Here is a 15,538-nt window from a genome sequence, read left to right on the forward strand (position 1 = left end):
CATTGCTCCAAGGTGGTAAATCATCCTCTTTTCTTCGGGGCTTTCAGCCGGTGACCCCGTTCTCTTGTAAAGAAACATTAAGAATGATTCATGTCCTCTTCTTCGCATAAACTATATTAAATAAAAAACGCACCCATCCCCTACAAGGGACGAGTGCGGTCGTGATTCCACCCTAATTCCATATGCCCAAAATTGTACATATGCTCAAATAAATAACGGTTTCTCCGATGATGGATATTCTGCTTTTCACATTTCCCCATCATTGCTCCAAGGTGGTAAACCATTCTCTTTCTTACAGGGCTTTCAGCCGGTGGCCCTGTTCTCTTGTAAAGAAATTTTATGAATGATTCATGTCCTCTTCATTGCGTAAAATTATGTTATTGTTAATTGAAATGTATCTTAGCACAAGGATCCATAATATGCAAGAGTCAATTCTCAAAAAATTTATTCTTTTATATTTTTTATTGACGAAATTATATTTTAATCAAACGTTTGAATAAAAAATTTTTCTATCTGCTAATGTTTCGCCAGTCGGTTCCGATCATCGGAAAGCGGAGGTTCTTCCAGCCACCCGTTTTTAATCATTAATTTTGCCCCGTCTTCGGCATAGGTCCCGATTTCTGCAGAAAGCCTTACATAATGCAGCGACAAATCCTTCCTGAAGGATGTTGCCATACTAGTCGCATAAAATCCTATGCTTAATCCTATTAATGCCGTCGTAATAAACATCATCATTTTGTCTGAAAAAGGAGCAATTTGTGAAGAGGTGATACCGGTTTCCCACCCCATTGGAACTGGAAGATCACTTTCTTTTAAAGCCTCTCCGAATACATTAATATGTTTTTCCGCAATTTGCTTGCCTCTTAACATAAACTCGCGTACCTCTTTGGAATTTGCAACTTGACTGAATCCAATCATCGTTGCTTTCCCTAATGCATTTCTTTGCATATTCACCACTAAATTTGAAATTTCCATTACGGTTAATGTTTTTCTTCTTCCAAACCATCCTCCTAAAAAGTGCTCATTTTTTACAAAATGCACTTTTTCGGAAGGGTTAATGTGTGGGGATCGTATATATAATCCTTTAGATAACAGCAAGTTAGTAGCCAACGTATCGTATTCATCCAGTTCATGCAAGCATGTGGAGAAATATTCCTGGGTATCTGCACGGGAACAAATAGTTTTTCCTATTGGGTAAAATCCTAAGGCCATTTCACCCATGTGATGAATGAAATAAAGGATAAAAGGGTCTGAAAATAATCTCGGCGCTTGAAGATTCACATCTTCTTTAACATTAAACCCACATGGAACTGGATACCCTTCATTCGTAAAAATGGTATTCAATTTCTGAAGATGCTCTCGGGAAAGAAGCATACCTTTTTCAACAAGGGCTTTAATCTGTGTATCCTCTACAATTTCAATAAAATACGTAAACAGACAATTACATAAGCTGCTATTCATATAGCCTGACCACAACTGGGCAACTTCACTGGAAGTTAACTTAATATTATGTTCCGTCTGCATAACCCTTTGTCCCCTTTCTTATACATAACGTTATTCTGTCACCAATTAGGGGGAATATACATGATGCAATTGGTGGCTGAGATACTTAAATACTGACTTAATTAACCATGAAATGAAAACAAATTATATTTTGAAAATATTATTTTCAAAAATTAATTCAGGACTATTTAATCAGCATCAATATGACATTTTTCCTATTAAAAAAATATTACTATAATTTTGCGCCAGTAAATGATAGACTATTCCCAATAATGCAACATGAGGAGATGATCATATGACACAGGAAACTTACAAGTTGATTGCCATCGGGCTATATATGCTGATGATGCTTTTAGTTGGATGGTACGCATTTCGTAAAACAAGTAATTTAACGGACTATATGTTAGGCGGCAGATCATTAGGTCCCGCCGTAACGGCATTAAGCGCTGGTGCTGCTGATATGAGTGGTTGGCTTTTAATGGGATTGCCAGGGGGGATTTATCTGTCAGGCCTCGCTGATGCCTGGATTGCGATTGGGCTTACCATTGGTGCTTATTTAAACTGGGTTCTCATTGCGCCAAGACTACGTTCCTATACACAGGTTGCTAATGATTCTATAACCATTCCATCCTTTTTCGAAAACCGCTTCAAAGATAAAACGAAGCTTTTGCGAATTGTTTCATCTCTTGTTATTTTAGTTTTTTTCACCTTTTATGTATCATCCGGAATGGTCTCAGGAGCAGTCTTTTTTGAGAGCTCCTTCCATCTAAATTACCGTACAGGTCTGTTCATTGTGGCAGGGGTTGTAGTTGCCTATACATTATTTGGCGGATTTCTTGCCGTTAGTTGGACTGATTTTATTCAAGGTCTTATCATGGTTATTGCTTTATTGCTTGTTCCTGCGATGGGCTTTTTCAAAACAGGAGGACCAATTGAAACATTCCATACTATAAAATCAATTGACCCAACACTTTTAGACTTTTTTAAAGGAACAACAATTTTGGGATTAATCTCTTCGTTGGCTTGGGGACTTGGTTATGTAGGTCAGCCGCATATTATCGTGCGCTTTATGGCGATTAAAACCATCAAGGAGACAAAGAGTGCCAGACGGATTGGGATGAGTTGGATGATTCTATCCCTTCTTGGAACATCCTTAACTGCTTTAATTGGAATTGCCTACTTCCATAATCATACAAATGTTAAGTTAAGTGATTCTGAGGCGGTATTTATTCAGTTGGGGCAAATCTTGTTCCACCCACTTGTAGCTGGTTTTGTACTAGCAGCTGTACTTGCTGCCATTATGAGTACTATTTCATCACAATTAATTGTCACATCCAGTGCTTTAACAGAGGATCTTTATAAATTAGTTTTCCGTAAAGAAGCATCAGATAAAGAGCTAGTTTTCTTTGGAAGAATGGCTGTCTTAGCCGTGGCGGTAATTGCGGCGATCCTTGCATTTGATAAAAATGCAACGATTTTGGAGTTGGTTGCGTACGCATGGGCAGGATTTGGCGCATCGTTCGGACCGGTTGTATTCCTAAGTCTATATTGGAAAAAGATGAACCACTGGGGAGCGCTTTTTGGAATGATTGTCGGTGCCATTACCGTCATCGTCTGGAAAAATACAGGGCTTGGCAATACCCTTTACGAAATTGTTCCCGGCTTTGTTGCCAACCTAATTGTCAGTGTTATTGTAAGCCTAGCTACCCATAAACATAATGAGGAGATTGAGAAAGAGTTTCAGGAGAGTGTTTCCCTGTTGAAACATGGGTAAGTTGAGCCAATCGTATTTCGGCGGAATTATTGTTAAGTTCCGCTGAATTAACTTTAAAATGTTGAAATTAAGGCACCGTTTCAAAAGCTAATCTCCAAAACTTCTGGAGTTACCCTTTGAAATACCAGATGTCATTAATTGATCTTTCAAAAACTAACAACTTTGCAACCAAAAAACGTTTACCCCAATGGTAAACGTTTTTTCTTATGATTCCACCATATCCTGCGGACGAATTTTATCAATCGGTACAAAAACTTCTAAATGGCGATATAAATTTTCAAATTCTGTTGGAACCAGTCCGCCAAATTCGCCATCAATATTGAGCTGCATTTTCTCACTAGAGCTCACCTTTATTCTGTTTGCGGAAGCATAAATTACGTTCGGATCATTTACATGCTCTCCGCGAATCGCCAAGGTAACCACCCGAATAAATTCAGCAAGATTTGTTTTCTTTAAAATCATCAGCGTAAACAAGCCATCATTGATAGAGGAATCAGGTGCTAGTTTTTCAAAACCGCCAATAGAGTTCGTTAATCCGACCAAAAATAACATGGCCTCTCCTTCAAAAAGCTTTCCGTCATACTCAATGCGCATATCGGTGGCACGAATCGAAGGCAACATTTCAATACCTTTTAAATAATATGCCAACTGGCCAATCATTGTTTTTAACTTGCTGGGTACCTCATAGGTTAGCTCGGTAATTCTTCCTCCACCGGCAATATTGACAAAATATCCGTCATTATATTTTCCGATATCGACGGGAATTGTATCCCCTTTGACAATAATATCCGCTGCAACCTCTATGTCACGAGGTATATGCAATGCCCTAGCAAAGTCATTCGTAGTTCCAACTGGAATGACTCCAAGTTTTGGACGATAATCTTGCTCCGCGAGTCCATTCACAACCTCATTGATGGTACCGTCCCCGCCAGCCGCAACAACTAAATCATATTGGCGTGCAACCGCTATTTTTGCTGCTTCAACAGCGTCCCCTGCACCAGTTGTCGCATGGCAGGATGTTTCATATCCAGCCATTTCAAGCTTTTGCAATACAGTTGCAAGATGCTTTTTAAAAAGCTCACGACCGGAAGTTGGATTATATATAATTCTTGCTCTTTTCATGTTCATCATCCTAATCTAAAATCTTTTACGATGAATTTTTGTATGTATTTTTTCATGGGGAGGGTAATATTGATCCGTAAATTTAAGCTTCGTTTCCCTAATGAAGTATCTCTCTAGCGCAAGCTGCCTATCGGTTATCAGATAAGCAAGGCGCATTCGCTTTTCTAAATTGCAAAGAAAAACTGGCCATAAGCCAGATTCAAAATTGTCTCTCGAATATCATAACTCTTTTTAATGTAAAAATCTAGTGAACAGATGTCCATCTCTTATGGCAAGTGTGTGACTGAAATGGCGGACGATTTCGTTATTACGATATGATGTGTTCCATCCCCAAATGTCATTTTTCCACTTTTCTTCTCAATATCACCATTATGGCCTTTTTCCTTCATTTCTATCCAGCTATCCCCTGACAGCTGATCAGCTTGATTTGCATCTACCAAAAGATCCGGCTTACCCATTACTTGAATAGTAACATCTGATAAACTGTTCAAATACCAATTATTTGATAGATTTCTTACTTTTAATGTAATAGGATTAAAACTCCCCTCGACTTCCAGCCTTACATTTTCAGGGATCAGAACTGTTGCAGAAACTTGAGTCCCATTAGAAAAAGGATCATGCTGATTTGGTCCATCTTTCAATTTTAAATAGACGGTATCTCCCTTTTCCTCCAACATTAAATAATCATCCACCGTCTTAATGGCAGAATGGTTCTCTACCGTTTCCGCTGTATACGTTCCAAAGGCTGAGATAGATTTTTCCTTCGTGGACTCAATTGTTACCGGCTGATTTTGCGTTTCCACCACAATTCTTTTAATATGATTATCCATCGTTTTATTATATTTCGGTAAATCTAGCGTTTTTGTTTCAGCAGCCATTGCATAGGTAACCTTATTTAAAATTCCTGTAGAACTGAATATGGTAAAAGCAATCCCGCACATGCCAATGATGCCGATGAAAAAGATGCTGAGGATATCATATTTTACAATAGGCTTATCATGCTTCGAAAAATACAAGGAAAGTAAAATTTCTATTCCTAATATTATCAACAGAAGCGGCCACCAAGCTATTAATACATTAGCTATATTCCAATGAAGCACTTGCGACAATAACAGGAACATCCCTAGAAAAACTAGAGCTGCTCCCATTGATATACTCCCGACTCTCCATGATTTCATATATTTTTTTCTTCTCCTTTCTTCTTTGTGCCAAACATAAGTTTTATCCCTCCGCCAATTAGGAGAATACAAACAAATACTGTTTGGAAGTAATTACTGAACCAGTAGCTTATATCAATATGAATAGCGCTGTATATCATCGGAGAAACAACTGGTAGAACAATATTAGAAATCAAATAATAGAGACCAAGAATGACTAGTCCAATCCCTACCCATTTTTGATGGTTGATTAAATAAGAAATCACCGGTTTATCCTCCATTTCTTCCTTTCCGTACTTTGATGCCTTTTGCAGGCCATCAAAAAAGCTGTAAAACCAAATAATCGGAACTAAGAATAGGAATATTCCCAATCTCAAAATATCCAATATATAGATAGAGAAAAGGAATGCTGCCATTAATTGAATACCGCGTTTTTGCATACCTAAATATAGATGTCCCGCTCCTGGAAAGATGGATAGGAAGGTTGCAATTGACTTGCTCTTTTTCCCATCTTCTCGTCTCATCTCAAACTCCTCGAAAATCGAGCGATCTACTAATTCCTCGCCGTTTTGTTTTTTTGACAGCTGACGGGTCGCATCGAAAAAACCATAAACCCAAATAATCGGCAAGAAAGCAAGGAAAACCATAAATTCGGCACGATGCGTAAGAGCTGTAATAAAGACAACCATTACTCCCATTCCGAGAAAGGATGTCAGAATGGTAAGTCCACGGTTCATTAAGCCTAGCTGGAAATGGCCTAGTCCTGGAATGAAGGATAGTAATATTGTGTAAAAACGTTCAGAATCGTGATTTTTTGTATACGCTGCACCTACTTCCTCCTTTGTTTGCTGAAGTTTTGATGCACTTACTAATGTAGCTATAATACTGATAACGTAAATGCCAAATCCAATAATCGTAGCAAAAAAAGCCGGGAAGCCTGCATGCCCTATAAACGCAGCAAACATAGCAAAAAAAGCAAGACCGCAAACAGATACCGTATAAAATAAGCCAAATGCCTTCCCTAAATAAATCAACCCGATACCCGGAAAAAACCCGAGCAAAAACGCTGTTATAGGATTCTTGTTGTTATTCATTATTTATTTCCCTCCTTAGATTCTTTTTCAACCTTATCAATTAATGAAACCGATTTATTCATAAGACCCATAACAAAGGATGGCTCTTTCTTTTTATTCGTTTCAAAATCATTGAACGCATTTGTCAGATGGGAAAATACACCCGAAGTCATTAAAATAACAGTCATGGCCGCAGCCACGAAATAATGAAAGATGGCTTTTTGATAAAAGCTTTGTTTTGGTGATTTCGTGATCGTTTTCTTCTTTTGTCCTTCCAATCGCTGCATTACCATATCCGTGAATATGTCCTCGTTGCTCATGATTGGCAGCGCCTGCTCCATTGCTTCGACCGCCTCCAAGTAAATGGACAAGCATTGGTCACAGCCATATAAATGATCATCATACTGCTTTTCGGTAGCGGAATCTAATTCACCTCTCACATACTGAAGCCATTTTTCATAAGAAATATGATTCACCTGAAATCGTCCTCCTTCCAATGCTTTTTCATCCACTGTCTTGCACGATAAAGCTTTGTTTCAATAGTTTTCACTTGAACCTGCTGCTCTTCTGCCAATTCATGATAAGACTTTTCTTTTATATAAAATCCTTCAATGACATCGCGATAATTGTCTGGTATTTCTCCTAAACGTTTTTCAAAAAATATCTTTTGTTCCTTTTTTAAAACAATGACCTCTGCTGTTTCTGCTTTTCCTGCATGATGGAATTCAGGCTGAAACTCTATCACTGCTTCTTCTTGTCTTCTAGTCTTCTTCCTTTTCATATCAATCGCATGATTGACTGAAATTCTTGTTATCCATGTTTTAAAACCTTGATTCTCGTATTGGGGGAGAGAAGCATAGATTTTCAAAAACACTTCTTGGGCTGCATCTTCAGCGTCTTGCTGATTGCGAAGAATCGCGAATACGGTGTGGAAGACATGCATACGATATTTTTCAACCAACAGTCGAAACGCATGTTCATTTCCGGTTTTCGCTTTTTCAATTAATGCTGCATCCAAGTGCGCTCTCCCCCCTTTCTATTCCATTCACCCTTTATAAACGATATTAGGATGAAATACCCCTACAGTAATTTTATAAAAAATATATTGTTAACCAATTTTTAATCTTAGTTGACAATAAGAACAAAAGATTTATAGAATGTTTATGTTCTAATCTATTTTACTATAAAATAAAAAAGGAGAATCGATGATGAAAATCAGAGATATGGTTTTTGTAGCACTTTTTACAGCAATTATGGCTGCTTTAGGCTTTGTTCCACCTATCTTTTTATCGTTTACACCAGTCCCAATTACTCTGCAGACATTGGGAGTTATGCTGTCTGGAAGTATATTAGGAGCTAGACTGGGAGGATTAAGTCAGTTAGTATTTTTACTCCTTGTAGCAGCAGGTGCACCAATCCTTTCTGGAGGCAGAGGCGGATTAAGTGTTTTAGTAGGACCAAGTGCAGGGTTTATTTTTAGTTATACAATCGCGGCTTTTATCATTGGCTGGGGGATTATGCAGTTCAGAAAACCGACATTCGCAAAGATTTTAACAGTAAACATTATTGGTGGAATAATCCTTGTTTATTGCGTCGGTATTCCGGTTCAAGCTCTTGTAATGAAAATCAAACTTATACAGGCGGCAAAGCTTGGACTTGTCTACATTCCAGGCGACATTGTAAAAGCAGTTCTTGCTTCCCTGTTGACGCTTAGTATAAGAAGGCGGCTGCCAAGAAGATTGCTTCCATATTCCATTGAAAAATAAATTGATAGGACGGGGAAAATCATGACCATTACAGATACATATTATTTACATGCTAAGCATTCACCAAATCGCATTGCCATCAAGACAAAGAATGAACTAATAACTTACGAGCAGTGGTTTCGGCTTGTTTCACTCACTTGCAGCTGGCTCCAAGCACAGCCTGCTAAAACAAAACGAATAGGCATTTTGTTGCCAAATGGTTTATCCTTTCTTCAAGTTTTTACTGGAGCTGCACATGCGGGATGGACTGCAGTTCCTCTCGATGTTAAATGGAGTCTATCAGAATTACAGGATAGAATTGAAATATGTAAGCCGGATATTATTATCATTTCCGATCAACGCTTTGAAAGTTTAGCCCAAACAAATCACCATGTTCTTCATATTGACGAGTTTCATGAGGCGCTTCATGAAGTCGTGCCCAATTTTACTCAGCCTGTGGTCAGCGAGGAAGAGCCTTTTTATATGGGCTTTACGTCCGGCTCAACAGGAAAACCGAAGGCATTTATTCGATCTCATCGTTCATGGGTTAAGAGCTTTGATTGCAACATAGTGGATTTTCATATGAAGGAAGAGGAACATGTTCTGGTGCCGGGAGCTCTTATTCACTCTCATTTTTTATACGGAGCTATCAGTACCCTATTTTTAGGAGGAACTGTACATCTTTTAGAAAGCTTTAATCCCTCGATGACGCTAAATATTTTAGAAAGCGAACCAATTTCGGTCTTGTATTCGGTTCCTACTATGGTAGAGGCTATATTAAAAGAGGAGAAAAGGATCACAAGACCATTCAAAATTTTTTCCTCCGGTGCAAAATGGGAAAAGGAATCAAAAGCAAAATTACAATTACTCTTTCCATCAGCAATGCTTTACGAATTTTACGGGGCGTCTGAATTAAGCTTTGTATCGGTTTTAACACAAAAAGACTTTAGCAGGAAATCAACTTCCGTTGGAAAACCGTGCCATAATGTAGAGATTAAGGTCGTAATAAATGAAGAAGAAGTTGCAGCGCCAAATGAGATCGGAAAAATATTCGTCAAAAGCGAGATGATTTTTATCGGTTATTTAACAAGTCCAGATGAAATGCCCCCACAAAGGACGGAGGAATGGATGTCAGTCGGGGATATGGGATATCTTGATGAAGATGGATTTTTATACATTATGGGAAGGGAAAATTCGATGATTCTTTATGGCGGGATTAATATTTTTCCCGAAGAAGTAGAATCCGTCCTCCATTCCCACTCTAAGGTTGAAGAAGTTGCAGTAATTGGGACACCGGATCCATATTGGGGAGAAATCGTAACAGCAGTAATTAAGGGAACAAGTGAACAACGCGAATTAAGGAGATATTGCAAGGGGAAATTAGCCAATTATAAAATTCCTCGTAAGTGGATCTTCGTCGATGAGTTGCCGCATACAACCGGCGGAAAAATTGCACGCGTAGAAGTAAGGAAAATGCTTGCCGATGGAGTCGTGAAGAAATGAGCAAAGCAGTCATCGTGAGAGCGAAACGAAGTGCGATTGGGAAAGAGAACGGCTATTTCAAAAACGTAGAGGTCCAACATTTATTAGCCCCCCTTCTAAAGCATTTGAGCGAAGGATTAGAAGAGCATTTGAACGATGTCATTATAGGCAATATTGTCGGTCCGGGCGGAAACATTGCTAGATTGTCCAGCTTACAAGCAGGTCTTCCAATCCAAGTACCCGGATTAACCATCGACAGACAATGCAGTGCGGGGTTGGAGGCGATTAGACTTGCTTGCTACCTTGTAGAGGCAGGGGCAGGTGATTGTTATATTGCGGGTGGAGTTGAAAGCGTTAGTACATCTCCTTTTGAAAAAAGAGCACGATTTTCCCCTGATGAAATCGGCGATCCCGATATGGGCGTGGCAGCGGAACATGTAGCAAATAAATACCAAATTACCCGTGAAGAGCAAGATGCATATGCAAGCCTAAGCTTTGAACGAACTTGGGAAGCATTTGAAAAAGGAATGTATAAACCAGAAATCCTTCCGATTGAAGGACATTTTATCGATGAAGTATTCATCCGAAAAAGAGATATGACACGTCTCTTATCTCGATCCGCTCCTATATTTGTAAAAAACGGTACTGTAACTGCAGCAAATAGCTGCAGCATCAATGATGGTGCATGTGCTGTGGTAGTGATGAGTGAGGATAAGGCGAGAAGTCTCACTTTACAACCTATATTGCGCTTTGTTGATAGTGAAGTAACTGGAGTGCATCCTTTTTATCCAGGAATTGCCCCTGTATTTGCAATTAGAAGTCTATTAGAAAAGAGAAATTTAGATATTCGTGATGTCGATTTATTTGAAATTAACGAGGCTTTCGCTTCAAAGGTCGTCGCTTGCGCAAAAGAACTTGATATACCCTATGAAAAATTGAATACAAGAGGAGGGAGTATTATAATAGGGCATCCCTATAGCGCCTCGGGGAGCATATTGATCACTCGTTTATTTTATGAAGTCCAGCGCAGGAAAGATTGCAGGTATGTAATAGCCGCCATTGGAAGTGGTGGAGGAATCGGCTTAGCTATGATGTTTGAGGTGATTTCTTAGCCCATCCTTAGCCTCCACAGCTTCGCTTTCTCATCTAGTTCTTTTACTAAAGCATCTTTTCCCAAAATATATTGGTCTATGTCTGCTGGAAATTGCTTAGCAAGTGACTGTTTGAGCTCACTATATAATATTGCATCCTCGGGATGTGCCGTTAAGTAATCCCGAAATTGTAAATGCCGTGCGATTTCCGGATTTCCCGTTTGATAAATATGGACATGATGCGTTCGGTTATCTCCTCCCTTGGAGAAATACCGTCTATTTGGAATACCGTTTTCTCCTTTAGGGTCATAGCCCAATTCGATCATTTCGACATTATACAAATCTACCTTTTCAATGGAATTAACTTCAACTAAAATATCAATCACCGGCTTAGCGGACATGCCGGGTATGGATGTACTGCCCATATGTTCAATTTCCACCACAATTTCATTCATGATCGTTTTTATTTTTCCAGCTTCTTGTTCAAATATTTGCGGCCATTGATGATTGTATGGGACCACCTCTACTTTGCGCATACAGTACTCCTTGATTTTTCATATATTTTCATTAAAGGCTCATTCCTTGATTTTAAGCTATTAATTATTTGATTTGTAACATCCTGTACCTTTAACACTTGTTCCTGTGTAATTCTTTCTTTAAGAAGAGCTTCCTGAAGCTCATCCTCATCCAAAATAAATATTTCGCCACTTGGTAAATAAACGACATCAAGATACGCATCCAAAAACCACGGACTATTGCGTTCCTTATCAAATCCTTGATCTAAACATAAATCATAATAATATTGAACAATTTCTTCACTGTTATTTTCAACAATGGTAAGGGTATATGAAAGATCTTCCTGAAAAACTTGAAACCACTTATACTCATTATCCGCTATGCAGTGCAGTTTTTCATATGTAACTAATAACGGCTCACGTACTTTATGAATACTTAAGCATGTGACAGTGCCTTGTTGCACTCTTTGTATCTGAAAATTTCTTTCCGTTACTCTTTTCCAATGAAGGCGATCCGCATATTTTTTCTCCATCATGCTCCTCCAAATAAATGAACCCCACGTGTTTCCAAAAAACCAATCGATTCTATTAAGGAGGTTTCATCAATTTGATAGACTTCCTGAACAAGCTTTAACCATTTGTTCCTATCTTTTAGTTGAATTTCTCTTATATTTCGATAGGTCATCACTTTAATGGTACGATCACGAAGAAAATAGCATTCATGCCCATTAAAACGGACCGCCGTGATGCGCCTCATCGTTGTATTGTGGTCATGGTCAAAATAAGAGGAATCAATATCTTCTGTAATATCTTCCTCTGTTAGAGGAATCCATTCAATTTCCTTACGAACAAATGATTTTCCATTAGAACGACGATCGATTTCGAAGCGATCCGATGTTCTCTTTTCGAAAATAATCTCTTCACCGAATCCATGGAGAACATGCCTCCTTTTCGAATCCAGCTCAACAGGCTTCATAATCGGCGAACCGTAGCCAACATCCACATAAAATTTTCGACCATCAATAGTCACCATAATAGCCACGTGCCCGGGTATTACCCTTACTAATGAGCATTCAAAGCCCAAAGAAGATAGAAGTCTCGAAAAATTGATATTCAATGTGTAGCACGTTCCGCCCCATCCTCTTTCCACCAGGTTTTCTACAAATGTCTCTAATGATGGAACAAAGTTCATTTTTTCTTGAAAGTAATGAAATTTACTAAAGGTTTCATAAGGAATCATGGATAAGTGATGATGAATTAATCGCTGTAAATAGTTTAACGACGGTGTTTCTCTTTCTATTTTTAAATATTTTAAGTATGTCAGAATTGTTTCCAAAGTTGATCCATCCTTCCTCATTAAAGGACCATTCTTGCTTTATTATTAAAAATTATATCATTTTGGTAATATTTTGTTATAAGAAATATAGCAATTAAACTAGATTTAATTATTTTGTATTAAAAATGAAAAGTAGAACTCTGAATGCGATCGTTCCTCTGCTTTTCTTGCTTCAACGGGCACGTTATGACTATTTAGTAACCATTTTTTTGCTGAGCCAACGAGAATAACCACCTCTGCGAAAAAATAAAAAGGGTTCACGTCATAGACGCAAACCTCGTTTGGATTACAACACCGTATTCAATGTTGATTTTAAGCTGCTATATATTGTTTCCCAGACAGAAGTATCTTGTGTAAATGCAGCTTGCAGCTTTGCGTATACTTCTTTTTGTTTTTCATCGAAGCTTGGATCTTCTTTTGGCGGTAACCCAGAGCGCATTTCTGTCACCATCTCTTGAACTTTCGGTGCGCGAGGGCCCCATTTTGCTACTTCTACACCCTTTTTATCAATAAAAATAAAAATTGGAATCGAACGAGCTGTTCCATTAGTTAAATATTGATCCATCAGTTCTAAATTTTGATCTCTTAATACCATATGTACATCAATATTTGTTGCTTCCGCAAGTCTTAAAAGAATTGGTGTATTTACCATTGCATCTCCGCACCAATCCTCTGTAATAACAATGGCTCTTAAACCTTTTTCACTGAGTGCTTTGAAAAAAGGCTCATCTTCCTTAGGCAGACGGAAGCCCTCATAAATAGATAATAAATTTTCTTTGTGCACCTTCATAGATTCGATATATTCCTTGGAGGTCATTCCTTTTTCAAACCATTCATTTAAACTAGTCATGTCGATCACTCCTTTTTTTCATTATAATAGACAATTGCAGAAATTTCACTTTTCATTTATAGACGAATTTAATTTGCTTTATTATATTGAATCATGTTTTGACTTTTCACTTTTAAATAATGCTCTTTACAGAAGTAACCAAGTAGCTTGTCACTTTTCCAGTCATAAACAGGTAATACAAAATCAATTCCCTCACCTGTTTTTCTCAAACAATATGCGCATGTTTGGGTAAAATTAAATTGACCTTTACACATTGTTTGTACTCACACCCTTAAATTTATTTACATCTTCTTTTTACCACTTGAAGATTAAAATTAACTTAGAAGTGCATGACTAATTTTCGACAAAATTCTGTTACTATTGGGATATTGTCGAAGTTCAGCGGTTTCCTTATCAACTTTTCTATACGTTAAACGAGGTAGATTCCTTGGAATCTACCTCGCATTATACCTATCGTTTATTCAATTCCTGCACCAATAATTTATTTACCATTGGCGGGTTCGCTTGACCTTTAGTTGCTTTCATTACTTGACCAACCAGGTAACCAACTGCTTTCGCTTTACCGTTCTTATAATCATCAATAGATTGCTGATTCGAATCTAAAATTTCCGTAATGATTTTCAAAAGGGCACCTTCGTCAGAGATTTGAACAAGTCCCTTTTCCTTTACGATTTGTGCTGGATCTCCACCGTTTTCCACCAGTTCCTTGAATACGGTCTTCGCAATTTTCGAAGAGATCGTTCCATTTTCAATAAGCTTAATCATACCTGCAAGACTTTCCGGTGTCAGTGGTATTTCATGAAGCTCTTTTTGCTCTGCGTTCAAATAAGCAGATAGTTCACCCATCATCCAGTTTGATGCTTGTTTTGCTTCACTTCCTGCTGCAACGGTCGCTTCGAAGAAATCAGCCATTTCCTTTGTCACCGTTAAAACACCCGCATCATAAGCAGGCAAACCAAGCTCTTCTACATAGCGCTTTTTGCGCTCGTCCGGAAGCTCTGGTATTTCTGCACGAACTCTATTTTTCCACTCTTCATCGATAAAAATTGGGACTAAGTCCGGCTCTGGGAAATAGCGATAATCGTCAGAACCCTCTTTAACTCGCATCAATAGAGTATGGCCCGTTGCTTCGTCAAAACGGCGTGTTTCTTGTTCAATCACACCGCCGGAACGAAGAACTTCCTCTTGGCGTTGTTGTTCAAACTCTAATCCTTTCCGAACAAAGTTGAAGGAGTTTAAGTTTTTCAATTCTGTTTTTGTTCCAAACTCCGCCTGTCCCTCTGGTCGTAAGGAAATATTCGCATCACAACGTAAAGAGCCTTCTTCCATCTTACAATCTGAAACACCAGTATATTGTATGATAGATTTCAACTTTTCCAGGTAGGCATATGCTTCATTCGGTGTGCGGATATCTGGTTCAGATACAATCTCAATTAATGGTGTTCCTTGTCGGTTATAATCTACAAGGGAATATCCATCACCAGTATGCATTAGCTTTCCTGCATCCTCTTCTAAATGAATGCGGGTAATACCAATTTTCTTTTTATACCCATCGACTTCAATTTCAATCCAACCATGCTCCCCGATTGGATGATCAAATTGGGAAATTTGGTATGCCTTTGGATTATCCGGATAAAAATAGTTTTTGCGATCAAATTTTGTTTCCGTTGCAATTTGGCAGTTTAACGCCATCGCAGCTTTCATACCAAATTCAATTGCACGTTTATTCAATACCGGTAAAACACCTGGATAACCAAGGTCAACAACCGTCGTATTTGTATTTGGCTCCGCACCAAAATGAGCTGGTGCTGAAGAAAAGATCTTTGAATTTGTTTTCAATTCCACATGGACTTCGAGTCCGATTACCGTTTCATAGTTCATTTTTTTCAC

Annotated in this window: 16 protein-coding genes; 4 read left to right on the top strand and 12 right to left on the bottom strand. The window is 38.4% G+C overall.

The genetic code is table 11. The annotated features are described in order from the left end of the window. Positions 1 to 516: 516 nt before the first annotated feature. Positions 517 to 1,524 (bottom strand): DUF3231 family protein, encoded by a 1,008-nt coding sequence (locus tag NSQ59_RS24700; RefSeq protein WP_055741763.1) that lies wholly within the window; start codon positions 1,522 to 1,524, stop codon positions 517 to 519. Between the two features lie 274 nt (positions 1,525 to 1,798). On the opposite strand from NSQ59_RS24700, the gene putP reads away from it, so the two are divergent. Then, positions 1,799 to 3,277: a sodium/proline symporter PutP gene (gene putP, locus NSQ59_RS24705; RefSeq protein WP_055741762.1), complete on the top strand. Its 1,479-nt coding sequence runs from the start codon at positions 1,799 to 1,801 to the stop codon at positions 3,275 to 3,277. Positions 3,278 to 3,481: 204 nt separating this feature from the next. Here the strand turns inward: putP and NSQ59_RS24710 are convergent, their stop codons facing one another. The 5 genes from NSQ59_RS24710 to NSQ59_RS24730 all read right to left on the bottom strand — a co-directional run bounded on the left by NSQ59_RS24710 (position 3,482) and on the right by NSQ59_RS24730 (position 7,647). Further along, positions 3,482 to 4,399, bottom strand: a complete 918-nt coding sequence (locus NSQ59_RS24710) for a diacylglycerol kinase (protein WP_055741761.1) — start codon at positions 4,397 to 4,399, stop codon at positions 3,482 to 3,484. A 266-nt stretch (positions 4,400 to 4,665) separates the two neighbouring features. After that, complete coding sequence (locus NSQ59_RS24715) at positions 4,666 to 5,577, bottom strand: LiaF transmembrane domain-containing protein (RefSeq protein WP_055741760.1); 912 nt, start codon at positions 5,575 to 5,577, stop codon at positions 4,666 to 4,668. Continuing rightward, the gene (locus NSQ59_RS24720; protein WP_055741759.1) at positions 5,574 to 6,650 is read right to left on the bottom strand and encodes a hypothetical protein; all 1,077 of its coding nucleotides are present in this window, start codon (positions 6,648 to 6,650) and stop codon (positions 5,574 to 5,576) included. Before NSQ59_RS24720 ends, NSQ59_RS24715 begins: the two co-directional genes overlap by 4 nt. After that, a complete protein-coding gene (locus NSQ59_RS24725; RefSeq protein ID WP_055741758.1) occupies positions 6,650 to 7,105 on the bottom strand; it encodes an anti-sigma factor family protein in 456 nt (151 codons plus the stop codon). The genes NSQ59_RS24720 and NSQ59_RS24725 overlap by 1 nt, the downstream gene beginning before the upstream one ends. After that, complete coding sequence (locus tag NSQ59_RS24730; RefSeq protein ID WP_055741757.1) at positions 7,102 to 7,647, bottom strand: sigma-70 family RNA polymerase sigma factor; 546 nt, start codon at positions 7,645 to 7,647, stop codon at positions 7,102 to 7,104. Before NSQ59_RS24730 ends, NSQ59_RS24725 begins: the two co-directional genes overlap by 4 nt. A gap of 190 nt (positions 7,648 to 7,837) precedes the next feature. On the opposite strand from NSQ59_RS24730, the gene NSQ59_RS24735 reads away from it, so the two are divergent. Genes NSQ59_RS24735 through NSQ59_RS24745 form a run of 3 tightly spaced genes read left to right on the top strand, consistent with a single transcriptional unit; the run spans position 7,838 to position 10,968 of the window. Continuing rightward, the gene (locus NSQ59_RS24735) at positions 7,838 to 8,395 is read left to right on the top strand and encodes a biotin transporter BioY (protein ID WP_340832970.1); all 558 of its coding nucleotides are present in this window, start codon (positions 7,838 to 7,840) and stop codon (positions 8,393 to 8,395) included. Positions 8,396 to 8,416: 21 nt separating this feature from the next. Beyond that, the gene (locus NSQ59_RS24740; RefSeq protein WP_055741755.1) at positions 8,417 to 9,877 is read left to right on the top strand and encodes an AMP-binding protein; all 1,461 of its coding nucleotides are present in this window, start codon (positions 8,417 to 8,419) and stop codon (positions 9,875 to 9,877) included. Further along, a complete protein-coding gene (locus tag NSQ59_RS24745) occupies positions 9,874 to 10,968 on the top strand; it encodes an acetyl-CoA C-acyltransferase (protein ID WP_055741754.1) in 1,095 nt (364 codons plus the stop codon). The genes NSQ59_RS24740 and NSQ59_RS24745 overlap by 4 nt, the downstream gene beginning before the upstream one ends. Here NSQ59_RS24745 and NSQ59_RS24750 read toward each other — a convergent pair. The 6 genes from NSQ59_RS24750 to gatB all read right to left on the bottom strand — a co-directional run bounded on the left by NSQ59_RS24750 (position 10,965) and on the right by gatB (position 15,529). After that, positions 10,965 to 11,483: a GrpB family protein gene (locus NSQ59_RS24750; protein WP_055741753.1), complete on the bottom strand. Its 519-nt coding sequence runs from the start codon at positions 11,481 to 11,483 to the stop codon at positions 10,965 to 10,967. The genes NSQ59_RS24745 and NSQ59_RS24750 overlap by 4 nt on opposite strands. Continuing rightward, positions 11,471 to 11,995, bottom strand: a complete 525-nt coding sequence (locus tag NSQ59_RS24755) for a DUF402 domain-containing protein (protein ID WP_055741752.1) — start codon at positions 11,993 to 11,995, stop codon at positions 11,471 to 11,473. The genes NSQ59_RS24750 and NSQ59_RS24755 overlap by 13 nt, the downstream gene beginning before the upstream one ends. Beyond that, entirely contained in the window at positions 11,995 to 12,798 is an 804-nt protein-coding gene (locus NSQ59_RS24760) for an arylamine N-acetyltransferase (protein ID WP_235950744.1), read from the bottom strand. Before NSQ59_RS24760 ends, NSQ59_RS24755 begins: the two co-directional genes overlap by 1 nt. A 286-nt stretch (positions 12,799 to 13,084) precedes the next feature. Further along, the gene (locus NSQ59_RS24765) at positions 13,085 to 13,648 is read right to left on the bottom strand and encodes a thioredoxin family protein (protein WP_055741750.1); all 564 of its coding nucleotides are present in this window, start codon (positions 13,646 to 13,648) and stop codon (positions 13,085 to 13,087) included. Positions 13,649 to 13,716: 68 nt separating this feature from the next. After that, positions 13,717 to 13,902, bottom strand: coding sequence for a hypothetical protein (locus NSQ59_RS24770; protein ID WP_055741749.1), 186 nt, complete (start codon positions 13,900 to 13,902; stop codon positions 13,717 to 13,719). Positions 13,903 to 14,098: 196 nt separating this feature from the next. Then, entirely contained in the window at positions 14,099 to 15,529 is a 1,431-nt protein-coding gene (gatB, locus tag NSQ59_RS24775) for an Asp-tRNA(Asn)/Glu-tRNA(Gln) amidotransferase subunit GatB (protein WP_055741748.1), read from the bottom strand. Positions 15,530 to 15,538 lie beyond the last annotated feature (9 nt).

The sequence above is a fragment of the Margalitia sp. FSL K6-0131 genome, from assembly GCF_038008735.1.
GTDB lineage: Bacteria > Bacillota > Bacilli > Bacillales > Bacillaceae_C > Margalitia > Margalitia shackletonii.